Origin of the sequence: uncultured Acidovorax sp. (genome assembly GCF_964021665.1) — a bacterium.
Lineage (GTDB): Bacteria > Pseudomonadota > Gammaproteobacteria > Burkholderiales > Burkholderiaceae_C > Acidovorax > Acidovorax temperans.
Genome location: NZ_CAXIAK010000005.1, coordinates 41,847 through 61,487 on the forward strand (window position 1 = coordinate 41,847; position 19,641 = coordinate 61,487).

Sequence of the window (19,641 nt, forward strand, 5' to 3'; positions counted from 1 at the left end):
GGCGCACTCTTTTTGCTGCGCCCTTCAGCGCACCGGGGAAAATCATGTTTGGCATTGCTGACTACGGCGCCTATGTCGCCGCCATTGTGTTGTTTCTGGCCATTCCAGGCCCCGGCAATCTGGCACTTATCACCTCCACGTCCAAGGGCGGCATTCGCGGCGGGTTGGCGGCCACGCTGGGCGTGATTGCTGGCGACCAGGTGCTCATGTGGGCCGCAGTGGCTGGCGTGGCGGCCTTACTGGCCACGTACCCCACGGCATTTGCTGCCGTGCAATGGCTGGGTGCCGGTTACCTGGCCTGGCTGGGCTTCAAGATGCTGACCGCCAAGCCCGGTGCCAAACCCGTGCTCCACATCGAGCCGCGTCACTACTTCAAGCAGGCAGGGTTGATCACGCTGCTCAACCCCAAGGCCATTGTTTTCTACATGGCGTTCTTCCCCTTGTTTGTCGATCCGGCGCGCCACCAGGGCATGCTCACCTTTGGTGTCATGGCAGCCACCATCGCAGCGCTGACCTTTGCCTACGGCCTGATCGTGGTGCTGTTGACCCACCGGCTGGCCGAGCGCATGCGCGCCAACCCTTCCATTGCCCGCGTGTTGGAAAAACTGGCTGGCGTCTTCCTTATTGGCTTCGGCATCAAGCTGGCCATTTCCAAGTAATTCGGGCACGTTCACATGGCTAAGATTTTTTGTATCGCCAACCAAAAGGGCGGTGTGGGCAAAACCACCACCACCGTCAACCTGGCTGCGGGCCTGGCCAAAATTGGCCAGCGCGTGCTGATGGTGGACCTGGACCCCCAGGGCAACGCCACCATGGGCTCGGGTGTGGACAAGCGCCAGCTGGAGCTGTCGGTGTACGACGTGCTGCTGGAGTCCGCCTCGGTCAAAGAGGCCGCGGTGCTGTCGGACAAGTGTGGCTACTGGGTGCTGGGCGCCAACCGCGAACTGGCCGGGGCCGAGGTGGAACTGGTGGCCCTGGAGCAGCGCGAAAAACGCCTGAAGGCTGCGCTGGCTGCGGCCGATGCGGACTACGACTTCGTGCTCATCGACTGCCCGCCGTCGCTCTCGATGCTCACCCTCAACGGCCTGTGCAGCGCGCATGGCGTGATCGTGCCCATGCAGTGCGAATACTTCGCGCTGGAAGGCCTGACCGATCTGGTCAACACCATCAAGCAGGTGCACGCCAACCTCAACGCCGACCTGCAGGTCATTGGCCTGCTGCGGGTGATGTTTGACCCGCGCATCACGCTGCAGCAGCAGGTGAGCGAACAGCTCAAGGACCACTTTGGCGACAAGGTGTTCAACACCGTGATTCCCCGCAACGTGCGCTTGGCCGAAGCCCCCAGCTACGGCTTGCCCGGTGTGGTGTTCGACCCCTCTGCCAAGGGCAGCCACGCGTTTGTGGATTTCGCCAAAGAGATGGTGGACCGGGTCAAGCGCATGGGCATTGCAGTCAAAAAGGCCTCTAAGGCTTGATTTACAAGCGCAAGCAGCTATAAAAATGATAGTAATCAGCCCCCGCAACACCTTGCTGCTGCCCGGCTGGCAGAACTCTGGCCCCGACCACTGGCAAAGCCGCTGGGAAGCGCTGCACGGCTACCACCGCGTGGACCAGCACGACTGGATGCGCCCGCTGCGCGGCGACTGGTCGGCCCGGCTGGAAGAGACCGTGGCCGACGCCGACGGCCCCGTGCTGCTGGTGGCGCACAGCCTGGGCTGCATCCTCACCGCCTGGTGGGCGGCCCACACGCGCCATGCGGCCAAGGTGCGCGGCGCCTTGCTGGTGGCCCCGGGCGATGTGGAGCGGCCTGATCTGGCCGCACAGATCCACGGCTGGGCCCCCATCGCGCGCCAGCCGCTGCCTTTCCCCGCCCTGCTGGTGGGCAGCCGCAATGACCCGTATTGCAGCCTGGAGCGCGCCGAAGCCCTGGCCCAGGCCTGGGGCGCCCGCTTTGTGGATTACGGCGAACGTGGGCACATCAACGCGGAATCTGGCCTGGGCGATTGGGCCGAAGGCCATGGCTGGCTGCAGCAACTGGCTGCCGCTTGAGCGATGGTCCGCATACTTTTCAGGAATTTGTAGACATGGTTACCAAAAAACCCAAGGGCCTCGGCCGTGGCCTCGAAGCATTGCTCGGCCCCAAGGTCGAAGAAAAAGTCGAGCAGGCCCAGGCCGTTCAAGCAGGCTTGCCCAGCTCGCTGCCTCTGACCGAACTGGTGCCCGGCGTGTACCAGCCGCGCACGCGGATGGACGAAGGCGCGCTGTATGAGCTGGCCGAATCCATCAAGGCCCAGGGCATCATGCAGCCGATTCTGGTGCGCCGTCTGGTGGATGGAGAGAACGCGGGCAAGTACGAAATCATCGCGGGCGAGCGGCGCTTCCGCGCCTCTCGCCTGGCTGGGCTGGCGGAAGTGCCTGTGCTGGTGCGCGAGGTGCCCAACGAGGCCGCTGCGGCCATGGCGCTGATCGAGAACATCCAGCGTGAAGACCTGAACCCGCTGGAAGAAGCGCAGGGCCTGCAGCGCCTGATTCGCGAGTTTGGCCTCACGCACGAGCAGGCCGCGCAGGCCGTGGGCCGCTCGCGCAGCGCGGCCAGCAATTTGCTGCGTTTGCTCAACCTGGCCGAACCCGTGCAGACCATGCTCATGGCGGGTGACATCGACATGGGCCACGCCCGGGCACTGCTGGCGCTGGACCGCGCCGCGCAGATCACCGCGGGCAACCAGATCGCGGCCAAGAAGCTGTCGGTGCGTGAAGCTGAAAGCCTGGTCAAGAAGATCGGTGCCGAATTCAACCTGGTGCCCCAAAAACCCAAGAAGGAAAAGTCGCGCGACATGAAACGCGTGGAAGAAGAACTGTCAGACCTGCTGATGGCCGCCGTGGAAGTGCGCGTCAAAAAGCGCGTGAAGCGGGCAGGGCGCATGGAGGACATGGGCGAGCTGGCCATCCAGTTTGGTTCTCTGGAAGAACTCAACGGCCTGATCGAGCGCCTGCGGGGCTGAGCTGCCCGCATCTTTTTGGCCCCGCGTGGATGGGCCAGCCGCAGGGCTTGCGCCCGCCTTGCGCGCCCGCGTTGACAGCCTGCCGGGCCAGACTGTGAACTTTGCCACGCGCCGGGCCGTTGCCTGGGGCTGAACCCCTCGGCCTGCGCAGCCAAGCCGCCTACACTGCTGCGCTGCAGGGCGGCCGCAAGAAGCGCCGTACTGCCTTCTTCCAGCCCCGGCCATGCACCACCTCTTCATCCATTGCACCGCCTTGCCTGCACCCACAGCGTGCCGGGGCGGGGTGCCGCCTGCCACCGCGGGGGCATGGGCATGACGTTGCGCCTGCCCTGGCCGCTACCGGCCTTGCTGGCCTGGGCCGCCGCCTGGCTCTTGTTCATGGTGTTACAGCCCCTGGTAGCGCCACTATGGGCCCTGCTGCTGCCTTGCCTTTTGGGAACGGTTGCCAGCGTATGGGGCGCGAGCTGGTGGCGGCGCGGCCTCATCGCCGCCGGGTTTCCGCTCTCGCTGGCCTTGGTGGGCGGAGTGGCGTTGCCCGCTTGGGCCTGGCTGGTTCCGCTGGCCTTGCTGATGCTGGTGTACCCGCTCAATGCTTGGCGCGATGCGCCCGTGTTCCCCACGCCGCGCCACGCTTTGAAGGCGCTGCCTGCCCAGGCTCCGCTGGCACCTGCTGCACGGGTGCTGGATGCCGGTTGCGGCCTGGGTGACGGCCTTATGGCGCTGCGCTCTGCCTATCCGCAGGTGGCGCTGGACGGCATCGAATGGAGCTGGCCGCTGCGCGTGGCCTGCGCGTTGCGCTGCCCCTGGGCCCGGGTGCGCCGCGCCGATATGTGGAAGACCGACTGGAGTGGCTACCAGATGGTGTACCTGTTCCAGCGGCCCGAAAGCATGGCCCGTGCTGCCGCCAAGGCCCAGGCCGAGATGGCCCCCGGCACCTGGCTGGTGAGCCTGGAATTTGCCGTGCCGGGCGTGTTGCCCCATGCCCAGTTGCGTGCTCCGGGTGGCCGGGTGGTGTGGATTTATCGCCTGCCTTTGCGGGGCCAGAGTAAGTGAACGCTATGGCATTGGTGCTTTGCCAGACTCACTGTGCAGCCCTTTGGAGGGGCCCTTAGGGTTGTAGAAAGTCACAGCGGTTTGATACATTCCCACTTGGCGACATTTGCCAACATAACTTCCAGAAAACTCACAGTTTGAGGGGACTGCCTGACACGCTTGCGCACCGGGAGGGGGCGCACCGTGGCACCGATTCACCTTTCACCGCTCGCAACCCGTACCTTGTCTGTCCGCTTTGGTGCGCGCAGCAGGGCTGGCGTCAGCTTTGGCTGGTAGCGTGCGGTGGGGGCTGCAGGGCTTTCTGACATCCCGTACATCGTTCTCCTAGGAAAAAAATGAAATCTCTTGCGCACTTCCGCCCCCGTCTGCTGTGGGTATTGACCTTGAGCGCAGCCTTGACAGGTTGCGCCAGCATGCAAAGCCACGACAAGCTGGCCAGCGATGTGCAGTCGGCAGGCCGCACCGGCGGCATTCCTGCTGCCTTGGCCCAGCTGGAAGCCTCTGCCAAGTCCGAGGACGATAAGACCGCGCTGCTCTACAACCTGGAGCGGGGTGAGCTGCTGCGCATGGACCGCCGCTACGAAGACAGCACGAACGCTTTCTTGCTGGCAGACATCAAGGTCAAGGAATGGGAAGAAACCGCCAAGACCAACCCTTCCAAGCTGATGGGCACCGTGGGCGCCGCGCTGATCAGCGAGCGGCTCAAGAACTACGAAGGCCAGGACTACGAAAAGGTGTGGCTCACCACCCGCCTGGCCATGAACCGCGTGGCCGTGGGCGACTTTGAAAACGCCCGTGTGGACATCAAGCGCACGCACGAACGCGAGGCCATCATTGCCGAGTTCCGCTCCAAGGAAACCCTGGCGGCTGAAGAAGAAGCCAAGTCCAAGGGCGCCGCTGCCGGCGGCAAGGAGCTCAACGGCTACCCCGTCGAAACCTTGAACGATCCCGAAGTGCTGGCGCTGAAGAACGGCTACCAGAACGCCCTGAGCCACTACCTGGCGGGCTTCATGTACGAAGTGCTGGGCGAGTCCGGCCTGGCCGCCCCCGGCTACCGCAAGGCGATCGAGCTCAAGCCCGAAACCGGTGTGCTGGAAGAGGGCCTGCGCGGCCTGGACAACCGCACCAGCTTCACCTGGAAGCGCCGCCAGCGCATGACGGACGTGCTGTTCGTGGTGGAAGCGGGTGATGCGCCCGCCCGCAAGCCCAAGGCGTTCACCATCCCCGTGCCCACAGGCCGTGGCATGGTCACTGCCAGCATTTCCTACCCCGTGATTGAGCCCTCTACCGACCCACTGCTGACCACGCTGTCGGCCGCAGGCACCGACCTCAAGCTGGAAAAAGTGGTGGACGTGAACGTGATGGCCCGCCGTGCCCTGAAGGACGAAATGCCCGGCATGGTGCTGCGCGGCGTGACCCGTGCCATCGCCAAAGGCGTGATGCAGAACGAGTTGCAAAAGGGTGGCGGTCTGGTGGGTGGCCTGATTGGCGCTGTGGCCTCGGCTGCGACCGAGGTGGCCGATGACCGCATGTGGCGCATGTTGCCCGGCCGTGTCTACATCGCCCGCGGCTACCTGCCTCCGGGTGAGCACGTCGTCACAGTGAACGGCCGTGCGCTGCCTGACCCCGTCAAGATCGACGGCCAGTACGCTCTGGTGCCCCTGCGCCTGTACGAAAACACCGTGCTGATGGGTTCCGTCGCGAGCCTGGGCAAGCTGGCTCCCGCCAGCGCCGCGCCGGTAGAGGTTGCCGCTCCAGCGGTTCCTGTTGCCAAGCCCGCGCCACGCGCCAACACCCGCCCCGCCAAGCCTGTGGCCAAGTCCCCCGTAGCAGCGCCTACACCGGCTGCCAAGAACTGATGGGCACCGACCCTCATACGATTTGCCTGAAGGAATCTTTTCAATGACCAACCGCATCCTCCTGAGCGCCCTGTGCGCCGCCTGCGTGGGTTTGGCCGGCGCTGCCGGCGCCCAGCAGCACGACCCCGCAACCCCTGCCGCCGTGGCCGCCAAAGTGGCCCTGCGCGGTGAAGCCAACGGCATCGCCGTGCGCGAAATGCGCCTGGTGCGCAAGAACGACATCCTGTCGGTGCAGGCCGACCTGTCCAGCTCCGTGCGCAGTGACCGCACGCTGTTCTACCGCTTCAAATGGCTGGACAACGTGGGTAACCAGGTGGGCGATGGCGAGTCGTGGAAGCAACTCACCGTGCTGGGCCTGGGCCAGCAAACCATCAAGAGCGTGGCCCCCACCGGCGCGGCCGTGGACCTGCGCCTGGAAATGAACGTCGAGCCGCGCTGAAGATATGAAGCACCCCCTGAGTCGCTGCGCGCCTTCCCCCTCTCTCACGCTTCGCGTGGGAGGGGGGCGCAGCCAGCGCGGCGGGGCGGCGCGGCCAGCAAAGGCCCTTGCGCGGCTGCCTACGGCGGGGGAGCGCCAGTTTCAAGAGCCTCCGGTAGTGTGAACCGCCCTGTCTTATGAAAGATATCAAAACCATGACCAAGAACACCTTCCAGCGCACCGCGCTCATCGTGGCCTTTGCTGCCAGCACCCTGGCCTTGTCGGCCTGCCAGAACCTGTCTTCCCCTACTGTGCGTTTTGACCGCCAGGTCAACTATGGCGACGCCAAGGGCGTGGAGCTGGTGACCAACGAATTCGGTTCGTCCGACCTGCAGATGATTGCCGAGAAGATGACCGGCAGCCTGCTCGAAACCGGCATCTTCCAGGGCCGCCCCACGGTGACCATCTCCACCGTCAAGAACAAGACCAGTGAGTACATCGACACGACCAACGTGATGAACTCGATCCAGACCGCGCTGGTCAAGTCGGGCAAGGTGCGTTTCACCCGCTCCATCAACGAAATGCAGCAAGGCGTGGATGAGCTGCAGCGCCAGAACCAGAGCGGCCTGTACAAGCAGAACACCACCGCCAAGGTCGGCCAGATGACGGCGGCCAAGTACCAGCTTGAAGGCGAGCTGACCAGCATCGTCAAGCAGAACAACACCACCAAGGACGTGTTCTACAAGTTCACGCTGAAGATGTTTGACGTGCAGGAAGGCACGATCGAATGGCAGGACGAGAAAGAAATCCGCAAGACCAGCAAGAAGTGACGGAGCACACCATGCAACGCAGAACCACCTTGCACACGGCCCTGGCCGTGGTCGCCGCCACCACGCTGGCCTGGGGCAGCAGCGCCCTGGCGCAAAACGCGGCCCCCAAAATCGCCGTGACCGATCTGGCCTACGCACAGCGCGTGTCGGAGTACTTCGTGGCCGGTGCCTACCAGCGCAGCGCCCAGATGAGCGCCCGCAGCAGCCAAAGCGGCAGCCACAGCCACGGCGTGTATGGCGGTGGCGGCTCGTATTCGGGCAGCCAGTCGGTGCAGGCGTCCGAGCAGGCCAGCGGCACCTACGTGGCCGGTACCTACAGCTACATCGAGCAGCGCGAGCTGGGTGGCTACACCAACGACATCAAGGGTGCCTTGCTGCAAGGCACCTACTTCCGCCTGGTGCAGGGCAAGGGCTTTGACGCGGGCACGCCGCAGCCTTCCAAGGCCGAGCAGGTGCTCAACCAGGTGCAGGGCGGCAAGATGGCCACGCCCAAGGCACAGCCCCAGGTCACGGACGTGATCGCCCGCATCAAGAAGGGCGAGTTCAACGGCGCCGACTACGTGTTGTTTGGCGTGGTCTCCAGCATCGACTTCACCGATGCACTGCACCCCATCCAGGGCACCAGCAACGCCACGCGCCAGTACGGCCTGCAACTGCTGGCCGACTTCTCGCTCATCAACACCAAAACCTACGAGATCAAGGCTGCGTTCTCTGCCCAGGGTGAAGGCAACGACACCAAGATCCTCTCCACCCGTGGCGATATCGCCCCGCCCAACCGTGCCAAGGTGATCCGCGAGACCTCGCAAAGCCTCGCGCAAGACGTGTACCTGCAGCTAGCCAACCAGCTCGGCTACACTGACGCGCACCTTTCGCGCGGTGTGCGCCCACCCCAGCCCATGGGGTACCCCGCTGGTGGTGGCCAGGCTCAGCCGATGCCAGTGCCGCAGCAGCCTGAACAGGTGCTCATCCTCAAGTGATGGGTGGGGTGGGCCGGGTTGCACAACGTGGGCATGACCTGCGCTGCTGAGGTGACCCAGCCCCACCGCCCCGGCGTTGCCCAGGCCAGCCTTGTGCTGGCCTTTTTTCTGGCGGCGCTCAGCCTGCAAGCCTGCTCGGTTCAGGGGCCTGCAGCGCCAGCCAGTGGCGCCGAACGCTTCTCTGCGCAGCGCCTGCCAGGGGCCCACGGTGAGGAGCTGTGGGCCCTGCAGCGGGGCCCGCTGGTGCCACCCCTGCGCTACCGCGTGGTGGTCGTTCCTGGCTCGGGCTGTGCCGGTATGGGGCCCTTTGCTGATCGCTACTTTCGGGGCCTGTTGCACGCGCAGGTGACTGTGCTGCACAAGCCGGGCGTACACCCTGCAGACACCACGCCAGCGGCCGATTGCCCCGCGCGCTTTGTGCAGGCCGATCACCTTTCTGCATGGGCTAACCACGCGCGCGCCGCGCTACAGCAGGTCACTACTGTGCAACGTCACAGCCATGCCGACGTGCCATGGCTGCTGGTGGGTATTTCGGAAGGGGTGGAACTGCTGCCTTCCCTGGCAGCCAGCACAGGTCCTGGGCTGGCGGGCCTGGTGATGATGGCCGGCAGTGGGCTGGACCCGCGTGATGCCGGCCAGATGCAGGCCGAGCGCCTCGGGCATGCAGCAGACTGGGCTGCGCTGGGCCGTGCCCAGGCCGGGCCTGGTGCGGACACGCAGGTGGTGCAGGGGCGCAGCCTGCGCTACTGGCGCGACCTGTGGCAATGGCCCGTGCAACAACCCTTGCTGCAGGGCCCATGGCCCGTGCTGCACGCCTGGGGCGATGCCGATGACATGGTGCCCCCCGCCGCCTACGAGCAATTTGCCCAACGTGCCCAGCACCGCAACGCACCCTACTGCGCGCTGCGCCTGGCCGGTGCCAACCACGGCCTGCAGGCGGGTGAAGTGGATGGCTTGCAGCAGGTGTGGGCCGTATTGGAGGGGTGGGGACGAACACCCCAGCGCGGGCTGTGCGCCAGCGTGACCTTTCGTTGACCCGATTCTCACAGGCCCTATACTCGCCCCCGTTGGTGCTCGTGCCGTTATTGCAACGGCACAGTTAAACGGGAAACAGGAGAGCGCGGCCCACCACGAGTCGCGCTTAACCTGAGCTGCCCCCGCAACGGTAAGCGAGAGAAGGCTGCATGCCTTCAGCCTGCTTCACATGTCCACTGGGTTCTGAGAGCCTGGGAAGGATTCGCAGGAACATCTCGCCAGCCCGGAGACCGGCCGACAAGCGGGTGAGCCACGTGCCCACCCATTTCACAGAACCTGCGGGGAGGCAGGGGTCTGGGTCAGTCCGGGTCGTTTTCATGTTGAATTTCTTTGTGCTGGCGACGCAGCCAGCGGCACAGCATTTGGCGGGTCATGGTGCATCCATGGACAGCTGGGGCTGGCGCCAGCCATGACGGTCGGTACCGTCTGGTTTGTGGGCGCGGGCCCGGGCGATCCGGAGCTCATCACCGTCAAGGGCCGCTCGCTCATCGAGCGCGCAGGGGCCATCCTGTTTGCAGGTTCGCTGGTCAACGAGGCCGTGACCCGCTGGGCCCCGCCCGGTTGCACCATTGCCGACAGCAAGGACATGACGCTGGAGCAGATGGCAGCATGGCTCATTGCCCAGGCGCAGCAGCACGCTGTGGTCATCCGCCTGCAGACGGGCGACCCCGCCTTGTATGGCGCGCTGATTGAAGTGGTGCAGCCGCTCGATGCCGCTGGGGTGCCCGTGCGGGTGGTGCCTGGCGTGTCCTCGGCCATGGCCTCGGCCGCTGCGGCGGTGGAGAGTTTCACGCTGCCCGAAGTCACGCAGAGCGTGATCTTCACCCGCGTCGAAGGCCGCACGCCCATGCCCGAAGGCGAGTCGCTGGCCGAGCTGGCGCGCCACCACTGCACGCTGTGCATCTTCCTGTCCATCACCCTGCTGCACAAGGTGCAGGAGCAACTGCGCGCCGCGGGCTGGGCCGATGACGCCCCCATGCTGGTGGTGCACAAGGCCAGCTGGCCGGGTGAGGAACTCATCATCCGCGGCACCTTGGCCGACATCCGCCAGCGCTGCCGCGACGCCAAGGTGGTCAGCCAGGCCATGGTGATTGCCAGCCCCAACCTGGGTGCGCGCCACTGGCCCACGCTTGCCAAGTCCAAGCTGTACGACGCCAGCTTCACCCACCGCTTTCGCAAGGCCAGTGTGCCTGCCACGCCCACGGAGACTTCCTGATGCAAACCCCAGCCACGCCCCTCGGTACACACCACGGCGCACGCCACGAAGACACCATCCTGCTCATCGGCCACGGCTCGCGCGAGCCCGAGGGCAACGACGAAATCCACCGCTTTGTGGCCCAGTGGCGTACGCGCCAGCCCGGCTGGAATATTGAGGTGTGCTTCATCGAATTTGCCGCCCCTAGCCTGCATGATGGCCTGCAGCAAGCCGGGCGTAACGCGCGCCGCGTGCTGGTGCTACCGCTCATCCTGAATGCGGCAGGCCACGTGAAGATGGAGATTCCCGAAGCCATCGAACACGCCCGCGAGCACTGCCCCGGCACTGAGTTTTTGTACGGCCCACACCTCACCGCATGCGACCCCATCCTGGATGTGCTGCGCCGCAACCTGCGCAAGTGCATGAGCGAGCTGGACATGCCCGACCCCACCACCACCGGTGTGGTGTTGCTGGGGCGTGGCTCGTCTGACCGCCAGGCCAATGGCGATGTTGCCAAGATGGCCCGCTGGCTGATGGAGGAGACGGACCACGAACTGGTGGACCTGGCCTTCACCGGCATCACCTGGCCGCGCCTGGAGCGCGCCGTGCAGCGGCAGGTGATGTTGGGCATGAAGCAGGTGGTGGTGTTGCCGTACTACCTGTTCACCGGCACGCTCATGCAGCGCATTGCCCGCCAGGTGGATCACCTGCGCCAGCAGTACCCGCAGGTGCGGTTTGCAGAGGCCTCGTACTTCGGGTTTGAAAAAGAAATCTTTGCCCTGCTGGAGCAGCGCGTGGCCGACCTGCGCGCGGGCGTGCCCGACGCCAAGCTGCCCTGCGATGGCTGCAAGTACCGCGAGATTGCCCACGACCTGGGCCATGGGCACAGCCACGAACACACGCATGCCCACGCACCGGCCACAGAGGCGGTGGTGCATGTGCACGGCCATGGGCCTGCGCATGATCACGAACATGCCCATGCTGCCCATGCTGCCCATCAACCCGTCCACGCAGAGGGGCAGCCTGCATGAGCACCATCAACACCGTCACCGAACAGCTCACGCGTGCGGGCCAGGCCATCGAGCACGATAGCTTTGCCATCATTGACGCAGAGGTCCAGGCGCACAGCTACACCGCAGAGCAGTGGCCCATCGTGCGCCGCATGATCCACGCGAATGCGGACTTCGATTTCAATGGTCTCACGGACTTTCACCCGCAGGCCGTGCACGCTGGCATCACCGCCATGCTGCGCGGCGGCACCCCGGTGGTGGCCGATGTGGAAATGATCTGCTCAGGCCTGTCCATTCCGCGCCTGGCGCACTTTGGCATGCACACCCACCAGTTCATCTCAGATGCGGACGTGGTGCTGCAGGCCCAGCAGCAAGACACCACCCGTGCCGTACAGGCCATGCGCAAAGCCCACCGCCTGGGCTTGCTGCAAGGGGCTATCGTCGGCATTGGCAACGCACCCACGGCGCTCATCGAGCTGGCCCGCCTGATTGCAGAGGAGGGCGTGCGCCCGGCACTGGTCGTGGGCATGCCAGTGGGTTTTGTGTCTGCCGCTGAATCCAAGGACCTGATTGCCGCGCAGAACGAAGTGCCCTGGATCGTGATCCGCGGCCGCAAGGGCGGATCCACGCTGGTGGTGGCTGCGTTGCACGCCTTGCTGGCCCTGGCGGAGTCGCGCCAGAAGGCGCTGGTGGCGCAGGCGACCACGCAGGCCGCACAGACTGCACCGTTGGCGCAAACGGGCCTGCACGCGTGAAGGCACTGCGGCCATGATGGAAAAAACCGTTCGCCGTGGCACCCGCACCGGCTTCACCACCGGGGCCTGCTCTGCGGCCGCTGCGCGTGCGGCCGTGTTGGGCCTGGTGCACGGCGCGGTGCCTGAGGTGGTGGATTGCCTGTTGCCCAACGGCGATACGGTGCGCTTTGCAGTGAACGACGGGCGCTGCGATGTGAGCACCCCCGATGCCACAGCCCCTGCCACCGCCCATGCCATGGTCATCAAGGACGCAGGCGATGACCCTGATTGCACCGACAAGGCCCACCTCACTGCCGATGTGCGTGTGCTGCCCGGCGAGGCCGGTGTGGTGCGCCTGTGTGGCGGCTTTGGTGTGGGCACCGTCACCATGGCCGGGTTGGGTCTGGAGGTGGGTGGCCCCGCCATCAACCCCGTGCCCCGCCGCAACATTGAAGACAACGTGCGCGGTGCAGGGGCACCGCTGCTGACCCATGCGGGGCTCGAAGTGACCATCTCCGTGCCCCAGGGCGTGGAGATGGCGCGCAAGACGCTCAACGCCCGTCTGGGCATTCTGGGCGGCATCTCCATCCTCGGCACCACCGGCATCGTCAAGCCGTATTCCACCTCGGCCTACCGCGCCAGCGTGGTGCAGGGCGTGCAGGTGGCGGCCACGTTGGGCCACGGTGTGGTGGTGCTCACCACCGGCGGGCGCACCGAACAGTTTGCGATGAAAGAGCGCGCTGGTCTGCCCCCCGCCTGCTTTGTGCAGATGGGCGACTTCTTGCGCTACGCGCTCGACGAAGCCGTGGCCCAGGGCCTCACTGAAGTCGTCATTGGCGGCATGGTGGGCAAGCTGACCAAAATCGCCCAGGGCGAAACCATCACCCACGCCAACCGTGCTGAGGTGGACACCGAACTACTCGCCCAACTGGCCGCCCGCATTGGCGCGCCGCCCGAGGTGTGCGCCGAGATTGCCTCCGCCGAAACCGCCCGCTTTGCCGCCGAGCGCATGCAGGCCCTGGGCCTGGCCACGGCCTTCCATGAAGCCCTGGCCCAGGCCGTGGTGCGCACCCTGATGGCCCCGGACCGCTACGGCGGCAAGTTCCGCCTGCAGGTGCTGGTGTGCGACTTTGACGGCCAGAAGATGGCCGAAGCCGATTCAACTCTTTTCCCACCGACATGACCGACCCTCAACCTTGCCGAGTGATCGGCGTGCTGGACGATGGCGCTGCCAGCCTGAGCCCTACCGCACTGGCCCTGCTGCGCCGTGCCGATGTGGTGGTGGGCGGCAGCCGCACGCTGGCCCTGCTGGACGACGACATCGCCCCCCACGCCCAGCGCCGCGACCTGACGGGCCAGCTCAGTGCCGTGCCCGGCTGGATTGCCGCCGCACGTGAAGCGGGCCAAACCAGCGTGGTGCTGGCCACCGGCGACCCGCTGTGCCACGGCATTGCCAGCTACCTGGCATCGCGCCTGTGCATTGAGGCGGTGGAGGTGCTACCCAACCTCTCGACCGTGCAGCTCGCCTGCGCCCGCCTGGGCCTGGCCTGGCAGGATGCGCGCATTGTGTCCGTGCACAGCAAGGACGCAGGCGAATGGCAAGTGGGTGCCGAGCCCGGCCACGGCCTGTATGCCCTGGCGCAAAGCCTGCGCCAGCACGACCGCCTGCTGGTGCTCACCAGCCCCGACAACACGCCGGACCGCATTGCCCGCCTGATCGTGACCGAAGGGCTGGGTGACGATTTTCAGATGGCCGTGGCCGAGCGCCTGTGCACGCCCGACGAGCGCGTGGTGGCCGAGCTGTCACCGCACGACGCCGCGCAGCAGACCTTTGCCGACCCCAACGTGGTGGTGCTGGTGCGCAGCCAGGTGCGCCCCCAGCCCGTGCGCATGGGCCTGGCCGACAGCGCCTACCACCAGCGCCAGCCCGACAAAGGCCTCATCACCAAGCAAGAGGTGCGCGCCGTGTCGCTGGCCCGCATGCAACTGCGTGCCGACAGCCGCGTGTGGGACATTGGCGCGGGCAGCGGCTCGGTGGGGCTCGAAGCCGCTCGCCTGTGCCCGCAAGGCCATGTGTGGGCCATCGAAAAGAACGAGGCCGACCATGCCATTGCAGGCCAGAACGCCCGTGCCTTTGGCGTGAGCAACCACACGCTGGTGCACGGCAAGGCCCCCGAGGGGCTGGATGCGTGGCCTGACCCGGACGCCGTTTTCATCGGCGGCTCGGGCGGCGAGCTGCAAGAGCTGATCGCCCTGTGCCTGCGCCGCCTGCGTACGGGCGGCTGGCTGGTGATGAACTTTGTCACGCTCGAAAACCTGGCCAGCGCCACGCAAGCGCTGCAAGCCCAGGGCGCGGTGTGGGATGTGCTGCAACTACAGGCGGCCCGCAGCAAACCCATTTTGCACATGCACCGCATGGCGGCAGAAAACCCCGTGTGGATCGTGTGCGCGCAGCGCGGCGAGGGCAGTGCGATGCCGGCCGCGTCAGCCGTGCAAACCGCGCAAGGGGAGGCCGCATGAGCGAGACCATGCTTCAGAATCCCCCTGCACTGGGCCGCCTCATCGGCGTCTCCCTCGGCCCCGGCGACCCAGGCCTCATCACCCGCGCAGCCTGGGCCCAACTGCAGCGCACCGATGCCGTGTGGACCTACCCCGCGCGCAGCACCAAAACGCCCAGCTACGCGTTTGACATCGTGCACCGCGCCGGGCTCACACCGCCCGTGCAGCACCAAACGCTGCTGTTCCCCATGACGCACGACGGTGAAAAGCTCGCCCGTGCATGGATGCGCGCTGCCGAGACGGTGCTGCCCTGGCTGCAAGCCGGGCAAGACGTGCTGTTTTTGGTGGAGGGCGACGCCAGCACCTACGCCACCTTTGGCCACCTGGCGCGCACCGTGCAGGCGCTGGATGCGCGCATTGATGTGCCGGTGATCGCGGGCGTTAATGCCTTTGCGGCCGCCTGCGCCGCCCGCGGCATGCCCCTGGCGGAGCAGGACGACACCATTGCCATCGTGCCCGCTGCCTACGGCGTGAGCGCGGTGGATCGTTTGCTCACCGACTTTGACACCTTAGTGCTCATGAAGGTCAAGCCGTTGATGGACGACCTGATCAACTGGCTGACCCTGCGCGAGCTGCTGCCCCACACCCAGTTCATCGAGCGCGTGGGCGCACCGGACGAGCGCAGCGTGAACGGCGTGGACCTGCCCGCGCTGCGCGGCACCAAGGTCAGTTACCTCTCGCTCATGATCGTGAAGAACCCGCACCGCATTCGTGGCGAGCGCATCAAGGGCTGCCTTAAAAAGACATCGCCCGCGCCGTTGTCTGCTGTGGATGGCAGCGGCCTCTCTGCCGATCAGGAAACCGCTGAATGACTGCACCCTCTGTATCACCCGCCGTGGTGCTCTCTGCCCCCGTGAACCCTGAGCAGGAGGCCCGCGTCTGCATCGTCGCCATCACCCGCCACGGCGCGGCGCAGGCCGCCCAGCTGGCGCGTGACTTGCCCGAGGCCCACATCTGCACCGCCGCCAAGTTTGCACAGGCGTTTGACGGCCTGCCCAACCCCGTGCGCGCCTACGAAGGTGCTCTGCGTGACGAGATGGCCCCGCTGTTTGCGGGCTACGACCAGCTGGTGTTTTTCGTCTCGCTCGGTGCTGTGGTGCGCCTGATTGCCCCGGTGCTGAAGTCCAAGGACGAAGACCCCGGCGTGACGGTGGTGGACGATGCGGGTCAGTTCGTCATCCCGGTGCTCTCCGGCCATGTGGGCGGGGCCAACGCCATGAGCGAGCGCATTGCCGATTTGCTCGGCGCGACGCCTGTGCTCACCACTGCATCCGATGTGGGCAAGACCATTCCCGTAGACATTCTGGGCCGCCACCTGGGCTGGCAGGTGCAGGCCCCCAAGATCAACATCACCCGCGTGTCGGCCCATGTGGTCAACGGCGAGCCCATTGCCCTGGTGCAAGAGGCAGGCAGCACCCGCTGGTGGACCCGGCCCACGCCGCTGCCCGCCAATGTGGAATGCCTCACCGCGTTTGCGCAGGTGCGGCCTGATCACCACAAGGCCGTGTTGTGGGTCACCCATGCGGATGTGCCCGACACCCTCTGGTCCGACTGGGCCGAGCGCCTGGTGGTGTACCGCCCGCCCGTGGGGCAGGCTGCAGACGCCACCACGGCCTGAGCCATGTCTGCTGTGGCAAGCCATTCCCCCGCGCTGGTGGTGCCCACCCTGGCCATCGGCCTGGGCTGCGACCGGGGCACGCCCCTGGCCACGGTGCAGCAGTGCCTGCAGCAGGCCCTCGCTTTGGCCGGTGGCACGCTGGCCGATGTGGCGCTGCTGGCGAGCATTGAAGCCAAGGCCGACGAAGCCGCCTTTCTGCAACTGGCCGCGCAGCATGGCTGGCCTCTGCACTGGTACAGCGCCGCGCAACTGGCGGCTGTGCCCGTGCCCAACCCCTCGGCCACCGTGCAGCGGTACATGGGCACCCCCTCGGTGAGCGAGGCCGCTGCCTTGCTGGCCGCACAGGCCGATCTGCACGCTCTGGTGGTGGAAAAGCACAAGTTGCGCGGGCCCGATGGCAAGAACGCCACCGTGTCCATCGCCCGTATGTCTGCTGCGCCCTCCACCCCTTTTTCATCCCCGTCCGTTTCTTGAAAGGAAACCTCCCATGCACATCGAAATCGGCATCATCTCTCCCGAAAAGCTGGCCTACGCTGGCGTCGCGGCCACGGCCCTTTTGGGCGCCCACACCATGGGCCTGCTCAAAAGCCCCACCGCCTGGCTGCGCACGGCCCTGGCGGCATTCTTCTTCAGCCTGCTGATGCAGGCCTGGCACCTGCCCGTGGGCCCGTCAGAGCTGCACCTGGTGGGGGCCATGCCCGTGTACCTGCTGTTCGGCTTCATCCCCACGCTGTTTGGCTTTGGGCTGGGCCTGCTGGTGCAAGCCCTGGTGTTTGAGCCGCAAGACATGGCCCACCTGGCCGTCAACTTCCTGAGCCTGGCCGTGCCTCTGGTCACCGTGCACCACACCCTGGGCAAGAAGATGCAAGGCATCAGCGTGGCCAATGTGCTCAAGCTCGACGCCGTGTACTACGCGGGCGTGACGCTGATGGTGGGCTTCTGGCTGTCCATCAGCAACGATGCCGCCCCGGTGGCTGACTGGGCACTGTTTGCGGCCTCGTACACCAGCCTCGTCGCTGTGGAGCCGCTGCTGACCATCGGCCTGGTGGCCCTGGCGGGCCGTCTGCGTGGCAGCCGCGTGGGTCAACGCCTGCTCGCCGCCTGCATTGACGAACGCCTGCTGCGCCGCGCAGCGCCTGCAGTGGCGTCTGCTTGATCTGTACCAGGGCTGATTCCATGACCGCAGGAAAAATCATGCTCGTGGGCATTGGCCCCGGCAGCACCGAGCACATGACGGCGCGCGCGCGCGCTGCCATTGCCGAGGCCGACACCATCATCGGCTACGTCACCTACATCAAGCTGGTGGCCGATCTCATCGAAGGCAAGGAGATCATTCGCAAGTCCATGACCGAAGAGCTGGACCGCGCCATCGAAGCGCTGGCCCGTGCCCGCGAGGGCAAGAAGGTGGCGCTCATCTCTTCGGGCGATGCGGGCGTGTACGGCATGGCCGGGCCCACGTTTGAAGTGCTGTTCCAGGCCGGGTGGACGCCCCCAGCCATCGACGAGAACGGTGTGCCCGAGGCGGGCGGCATTGTGGTGGAAGTGGTGCCCGGTGCCTCGGCCCTCAACAGCTGCGCGGCCCTGGTAGGCGCGCCGCTCACGCACGACTTTTGTGCCATCTCACTGTCGGATTTGCTCACGCCCTGGCCCACCATTGCGCGCAGGCTGGATGCCGTGGCGTACTCCGATTTTGTGGTGGCCCTCTACAACCCCAAGAGCGGCCGCCGCACGCGGCAGATTGTGGAAGCGCAGCGCCTTTTCCTGCGCCACCGCAGCCCTGATACGCCCGTGGCCATCGTCAAGAGCGCCTACCGCCGCCGCGAGCGCATCGAGTTCACCACGCTGGCGCACATGAGCGATGCCGACATCGGCATGCTCAGCACCGTGCTCATCGGCAACAGCAACACCGTGGTGCAAAACGGCCTGATGGTCACGCCACGAGGCTACGCCAACAAGTACGACGTGCAAGCCGGGGGCACCACGCGCGAGGGCGAGCGCCCAGGCCGGTCGCTCTCCACCGGGCTCAATGGCTGGCTGGAGAACTTGTTTGCCGACCACGCTGCGGGCGACAGCATCGAAGCCCTGGCCCAGCGCCACCGCCTGCCGGTGGAATACATCCGCGACACCCTTGAAAACCCGCTGGAAGCCGCAGCGCAAGATGCCCCCGAAGAGGCCGAAGCATGAGCACTGACAACATGAATACGGCCCTGGCTGCCGATACCGCGCCCCCTGAAGTCGTTCGCCCCAAGATCAGCGACTACCGACGCCACCTGCTCATTTGCACCGGCCCCCGCTGCGCGCCTGATGGGGCCGCGCAAGACCTGTTCAACAGCCTGGGGGCCAAGTTCAAGGCCGCGGGTTTGAACGATGGAGAACTGCGTGTGAAGCGCAGCCGCGTGGGCTGCTTTGCCGCCTGCAAGGGCGGCCCGGTGATGTGTGTGCAGCCCGATGGCACCTGGTACTACAACGTCACCCCCGCCAACATGGACCGCATCATCACCGAGCACCTGGTGGGCGGGCTGCCAGTGCAGGAGCTGGTGTTTCACCAGGGGCCCACCGGGGGGTGATAGATTGCTATCTGTTTTGTAGCTGCTAGCGCTTATTGCATAAGCGCTAGCGGTCAATTTGGCTTGTGGCCATTCTCTGCGCGTTCAGCGCGGCCGGTGCATCTTGAACAACTGCTCCGGCCCCACGGTGAAGTAATCGGCCGGGCCGCCTGCGCGCAGGATGTGGCCTGCGCTGGCCGTGTCGTACACGCCGTCTTTCAGCAATGCGGTGTCGATGTGCACGGCCACCACCTCGCCCAGCACCAGCCAGGTGGGCACCTGTACCCCGTCCACCCCTTGCAGTTGCAAGACCTGCGTGCGGCGGCATTCCAGGGTGACGGGGCTTTCGGCCACGCGTGGCGGGCGCACCTGCGTGCTGGCCAGGGGGGTGAGGCCCGCCAGCTCAAATTCGTTTACCTCGGGCGCGACGGCGGCGCAGGTCTGGTTCATGGCCTCGGCCAGATCGCGGGTGGCCAGGTTGCACACGAACTCGCCGGTTTCCTCGATGTTGCGCAGCGTGTCTTTGGCGCCGATGCTGGCAAAGCCCACGATGGGCGGCACGTAGTTGAAGGCGTTGAAGAAGCTGTAGGGCGCCAGGTTGAGCGCGCCCTGTGCGTTGCAGGTAGAGATCCAGCCAATCGGGCGCGGGCCGACGATGGCGTTGAACGGGTCGTGCGGCAGGCCGTGGCCCTTGCGGGGTTCGTAGCTGTGCAGGGTGCGTGCGGTCATGGGTTGCTGTCCTTGTTCCATGCGATCAATTTGCTATTAAAAACATAGCTTCTTGCGCTTACTGAATGGCCGCTAG

Annotated in this window: 22 protein-coding genes and 1 riboswitch; of the genes, 21 read left to right on the forward strand and 1 reads right to left on the reverse strand. The window is 65.9% G+C overall.

Annotated features, from left to right (window positions below; all coding sequences use genetic code 11):
* Nucleotides 1-44: 44 nt before the first annotated feature.
* The 21 genes from AADJ04_RS01980 (at nt 45) to AADJ04_RS02080 (ending at nt 18,857) form a co-directional block, all read left to right on the forward strand.
* A complete protein-coding gene (locus AADJ04_RS01980; protein ID WP_341238571.1) occupies nt 45-659 on the forward strand; it encodes a LysE family transporter in 615 nt (204 codons plus the stop codon).
* Between the two features lie 15 nt (nt 660-674).
* Nucleotides 675-1,475, forward strand: a complete 801-nt coding sequence (locus tag AADJ04_RS01985; RefSeq protein WP_273624117.1) for a ParA family protein — start codon at nt 675-677, stop codon at nt 1,473-1,475.
* A gap of 25 nt (nt 1,476-1,500) precedes the next feature.
* The gene (locus AADJ04_RS01990; RefSeq protein ID WP_341238572.1) at nt 1,501-2,049 is read left to right on the forward strand and encodes an alpha/beta fold hydrolase; all 549 of its coding nucleotides are present in this window, start codon (nt 1,501-1,503) and stop codon (nt 2,047-2,049) included.
* A 35-nt stretch (nt 2,050-2,084) separates the two neighbouring features.
* A complete protein-coding gene (locus AADJ04_RS01995) occupies nt 2,085-3,002 on the forward strand; it encodes a ParB/RepB/Spo0J family partition protein (protein ID WP_066693070.1) in 918 nt (305 codons plus the stop codon).
* A 306-nt stretch (nt 3,003-3,308) separates the two neighbouring features.
* Nucleotides 3,309-4,055, forward strand: coding sequence for a class I SAM-dependent methyltransferase (locus AADJ04_RS02000; protein WP_341238573.1), 747 nt, complete (start codon nt 3,309-3,311; stop codon nt 4,053-4,055).
* A 335-nt stretch (nt 4,056-4,390) separates the two neighbouring features.
* A complete protein-coding gene (locus AADJ04_RS02005; RefSeq protein ID WP_341238574.1) occupies nt 4,391-5,914 on the forward strand; it encodes a hypothetical protein in 1,524 nt (507 codons plus the stop codon).
* A gap of 43 nt (nt 5,915-5,957) precedes the next feature.
* Nucleotides 5,958-6,353, forward strand: a complete 396-nt coding sequence (locus AADJ04_RS02010) for a YcfL family protein (protein ID WP_341238575.1) — start codon at nt 5,958-5,960, stop codon at nt 6,351-6,353.
* Between the two features lie 194 nt (nt 6,354-6,547).
* Nucleotides 6,548-7,162, forward strand: coding sequence for a penicillin-binding protein activator LpoB (lpoB, locus tag AADJ04_RS02015; protein WP_044397274.1), 615 nt, complete (start codon nt 6,548-6,550; stop codon nt 7,160-7,162).
* A gap of 11 nt (nt 7,163-7,173) precedes the next feature.
* The gene (locus tag AADJ04_RS02020) at nt 7,174-8,139 is read left to right on the forward strand and encodes a hypothetical protein (RefSeq protein ID WP_341238576.1); all 966 of its coding nucleotides are present in this window, start codon (nt 7,174-7,176) and stop codon (nt 8,137-8,139) included.
* A 33-nt stretch (nt 8,140-8,172) separates the two neighbouring features.
* Nucleotides 8,173-9,174 (forward strand): alpha/beta hydrolase, encoded by a 1,002-nt coding sequence (locus AADJ04_RS02025; protein ID WP_341238577.1) that lies wholly within the window; start codon nt 8,173-8,175, stop codon nt 9,172-9,174.
* A gap of 16 nt (nt 9,175-9,190) precedes the next feature.
* Nucleotides 9,191-9,428, forward strand: a riboswitch (cobalamin riboswitch).
* Between the two features lie 155 nt (nt 9,429-9,583).
* Nucleotides 9,584-10,390 (forward strand): precorrin-4 C(11)-methyltransferase, encoded by an 807-nt coding sequence (gene cobM, locus AADJ04_RS02030; RefSeq protein ID WP_066694683.1) that lies wholly within the window; start codon nt 9,584-9,586, stop codon nt 10,388-10,390.
* Entirely contained in the window at nt 10,390-11,400 is a 1,011-nt protein-coding gene (locus tag AADJ04_RS02035; RefSeq protein WP_207373671.1) for a sirohydrochlorin chelatase, read from the forward strand. The genes cobM and AADJ04_RS02035 overlap by 1 nt, the downstream gene beginning before the upstream one ends.
* Nucleotides 11,397-12,134, forward strand: a complete 738-nt coding sequence (locus AADJ04_RS02040) for a precorrin-8X methylmutase (protein ID WP_207373672.1) — start codon at nt 11,397-11,399, stop codon at nt 12,132-12,134. The genes AADJ04_RS02035 and AADJ04_RS02040 overlap by 4 nt, the downstream gene beginning before the upstream one ends.
* Before the next feature lie 13 nt (nt 12,135-12,147).
* Nucleotides 12,148-13,296 carry a cobalt-precorrin-5B (C(1))-methyltransferase gene (locus tag AADJ04_RS02045; RefSeq protein WP_207373673.1) on the forward strand — a complete coding sequence of 383 codons (1,149 nt, stop codon included), beginning with the start codon at nt 12,148-12,150 and terminating at the stop codon, nt 13,294-13,296.
* Nucleotides 13,293-14,633 (forward strand): precorrin-6y C5,15-methyltransferase (decarboxylating) subunit CbiE, encoded by a 1,341-nt coding sequence (gene cbiE / locus AADJ04_RS02050; protein WP_341238578.1) that lies wholly within the window; start codon nt 13,293-13,295, stop codon nt 14,631-14,633. The genes AADJ04_RS02045 and cbiE overlap by 4 nt, the downstream gene beginning before the upstream one ends.
* An 8-nt stretch (nt 14,634-14,641) precedes the next feature.
* Nucleotides 14,642-15,484: a precorrin-2 C(20)-methyltransferase gene (gene cobI, locus AADJ04_RS02055; RefSeq protein WP_341238579.1), complete on the forward strand. Its 843-nt coding sequence runs from the start codon at nt 14,642-14,644 to the stop codon at nt 15,482-15,484.
* Nucleotides 15,481-16,290 (forward strand): cobalamin biosynthesis central domain-containing protein, encoded by an 810-nt coding sequence (locus AADJ04_RS02060; protein ID WP_207373676.1) that lies wholly within the window; start codon nt 15,481-15,483, stop codon nt 16,288-16,290. The genes cobI and AADJ04_RS02060 overlap by 4 nt, the downstream gene beginning before the upstream one ends.
* A 3-nt stretch (nt 16,291-16,293) precedes the next feature.
* On the forward strand, nt 16,294-16,764 hold the full coding sequence (locus AADJ04_RS02065) for a cobalamin biosynthesis protein (RefSeq protein ID WP_341238580.1): 471 nt from the start codon (nt 16,294-16,296) through the stop codon (nt 16,762-16,764).
* A 13-nt stretch (nt 16,765-16,777) separates the two neighbouring features.
* Entirely contained in the window at nt 16,778-17,446 is a 669-nt protein-coding gene (locus AADJ04_RS02070; RefSeq protein WP_341238581.1) for an energy-coupling factor ABC transporter permease, read from the forward strand.
* Between the two features lie 20 nt (nt 17,447-17,466).
* Complete coding sequence (cobJ, locus tag AADJ04_RS02075; RefSeq protein WP_341238582.1) at nt 17,467-18,474, forward strand: precorrin-3B C(17)-methyltransferase; 1,008 nt, start codon at nt 17,467-17,469, stop codon at nt 18,472-18,474.
* Nucleotides 18,471-18,857, forward strand: coding sequence for a ferredoxin (locus AADJ04_RS02080; protein ID WP_341238583.1), 387 nt, complete (start codon nt 18,471-18,473; stop codon nt 18,855-18,857). Before cobJ ends, AADJ04_RS02080 begins: the two co-directional genes overlap by 4 nt.
* Nucleotides 18,858-18,941: 84 nt before the next feature.
* Here the strand turns inward: AADJ04_RS02080 and AADJ04_RS02085 are convergent, their stop codons facing one another.
* Nucleotides 18,942-19,565, reverse strand: coding sequence for a flavin reductase family protein (locus AADJ04_RS02085; RefSeq protein WP_341238584.1), 624 nt, complete (start codon nt 19,563-19,565; stop codon nt 18,942-18,944).
* Nucleotides 19,566-19,641: the final 76 nt, after the last annotated feature.

Bases quoted from the DNA above. Each gene is read 5' to 3' on its own strand.
- AADJ04_RS01980 (WP_341238571.1), top strand. From the start codon at position 45: ATGTTTGGCATTGCTGACTACGGCGCCTATGTCGCCGCCATTGTGTTG.
- AADJ04_RS01985 (WP_273624117.1), top strand. From the start codon at position 675: ATGGCTAAGATTTTTTGTATCGCCAACCAAAAGGGCGGTGTGGGCAAA.
- AADJ04_RS01990 (WP_341238572.1), top strand. From the start codon at position 1,501: ATGATAGTAATCAGCCCCCGCAACACCTTGCTGCTGCCCGGCTGGCAG.
- AADJ04_RS01995 (WP_066693070.1), top strand. From the start codon at position 2,085: ATGGTTACCAAAAAACCCAAGGGCCTCGGCCGTGGCCTCGAAGCATTG.
- AADJ04_RS02000 (WP_341238573.1), top strand. From the start codon at position 3,309: ATGGGCATGACGTTGCGCCTGCCCTGGCCGCTACCGGCCTTGCTGGCC.
- AADJ04_RS02005 (WP_341238574.1), top strand. From the start codon at position 4,391: ATGAAATCTCTTGCGCACTTCCGCCCCCGTCTGCTGTGGGTATTGACC.
- AADJ04_RS02010 (WP_341238575.1), top strand. From the start codon at position 5,958: ATGACCAACCGCATCCTCCTGAGCGCCCTGTGCGCCGCCTGCGTGGGT.
- lpoB (WP_044397274.1), top strand. From the start codon at position 6,548: ATGACCAAGAACACCTTCCAGCGCACCGCGCTCATCGTGGCCTTTGCT.
- AADJ04_RS02020 (WP_341238576.1), top strand. From the start codon at position 7,174: ATGCAACGCAGAACCACCTTGCACACGGCCCTGGCCGTGGTCGCCGCC.
- AADJ04_RS02025 (WP_341238577.1), top strand. From the start codon at position 8,173: ATGACCTGCGCTGCTGAGGTGACCCAGCCCCACCGCCCCGGCGTTGCC.
- cobM (WP_066694683.1), top strand. From the start codon at position 9,584: ATGACGGTCGGTACCGTCTGGTTTGTGGGCGCGGGCCCGGGCGATCCG.
- AADJ04_RS02035 (WP_207373671.1), top strand. From the start codon at position 10,390: ATGCAAACCCCAGCCACGCCCCTCGGTACACACCACGGCGCACGCCAC.
- AADJ04_RS02040 (WP_207373672.1), top strand. From the start codon at position 11,397: ATGAGCACCATCAACACCGTCACCGAACAGCTCACGCGTGCGGGCCAG.
- AADJ04_RS02045 (WP_207373673.1), top strand. From the start codon at position 12,148: ATGATGGAAAAAACCGTTCGCCGTGGCACCCGCACCGGCTTCACCACC.
- cbiE (WP_341238578.1), top strand. From the start codon at position 13,293: ATGACCGACCCTCAACCTTGCCGAGTGATCGGCGTGCTGGACGATGGC.
- cobI (WP_341238579.1), top strand. From the start codon at position 14,642: ATGCTTCAGAATCCCCCTGCACTGGGCCGCCTCATCGGCGTCTCCCTC.
- AADJ04_RS02060 (WP_207373676.1), top strand. From the start codon at position 15,481: ATGACTGCACCCTCTGTATCACCCGCCGTGGTGCTCTCTGCCCCCGTG.
- AADJ04_RS02065 (WP_341238580.1), top strand. From the start codon at position 16,294: ATGTCTGCTGTGGCAAGCCATTCCCCCGCGCTGGTGGTGCCCACCCTG.
- AADJ04_RS02070 (WP_341238581.1), top strand. From the start codon at position 16,778: ATGCACATCGAAATCGGCATCATCTCTCCCGAAAAGCTGGCCTACGCT.
- cobJ (WP_341238582.1), top strand. From the start codon at position 17,467: ATGACCGCAGGAAAAATCATGCTCGTGGGCATTGGCCCCGGCAGCACC.
- AADJ04_RS02080 (WP_341238583.1), top strand. From the start codon at position 18,471: ATGAGCACTGACAACATGAATACGGCCCTGGCTGCCGATACCGCGCCC.
- AADJ04_RS02085 (WP_341238584.1), bottom strand. From the start codon at position 19,565: ATGACCGCACGCACCCTGCACAGCTACGAACCCCGCAAGGGCCACGGC.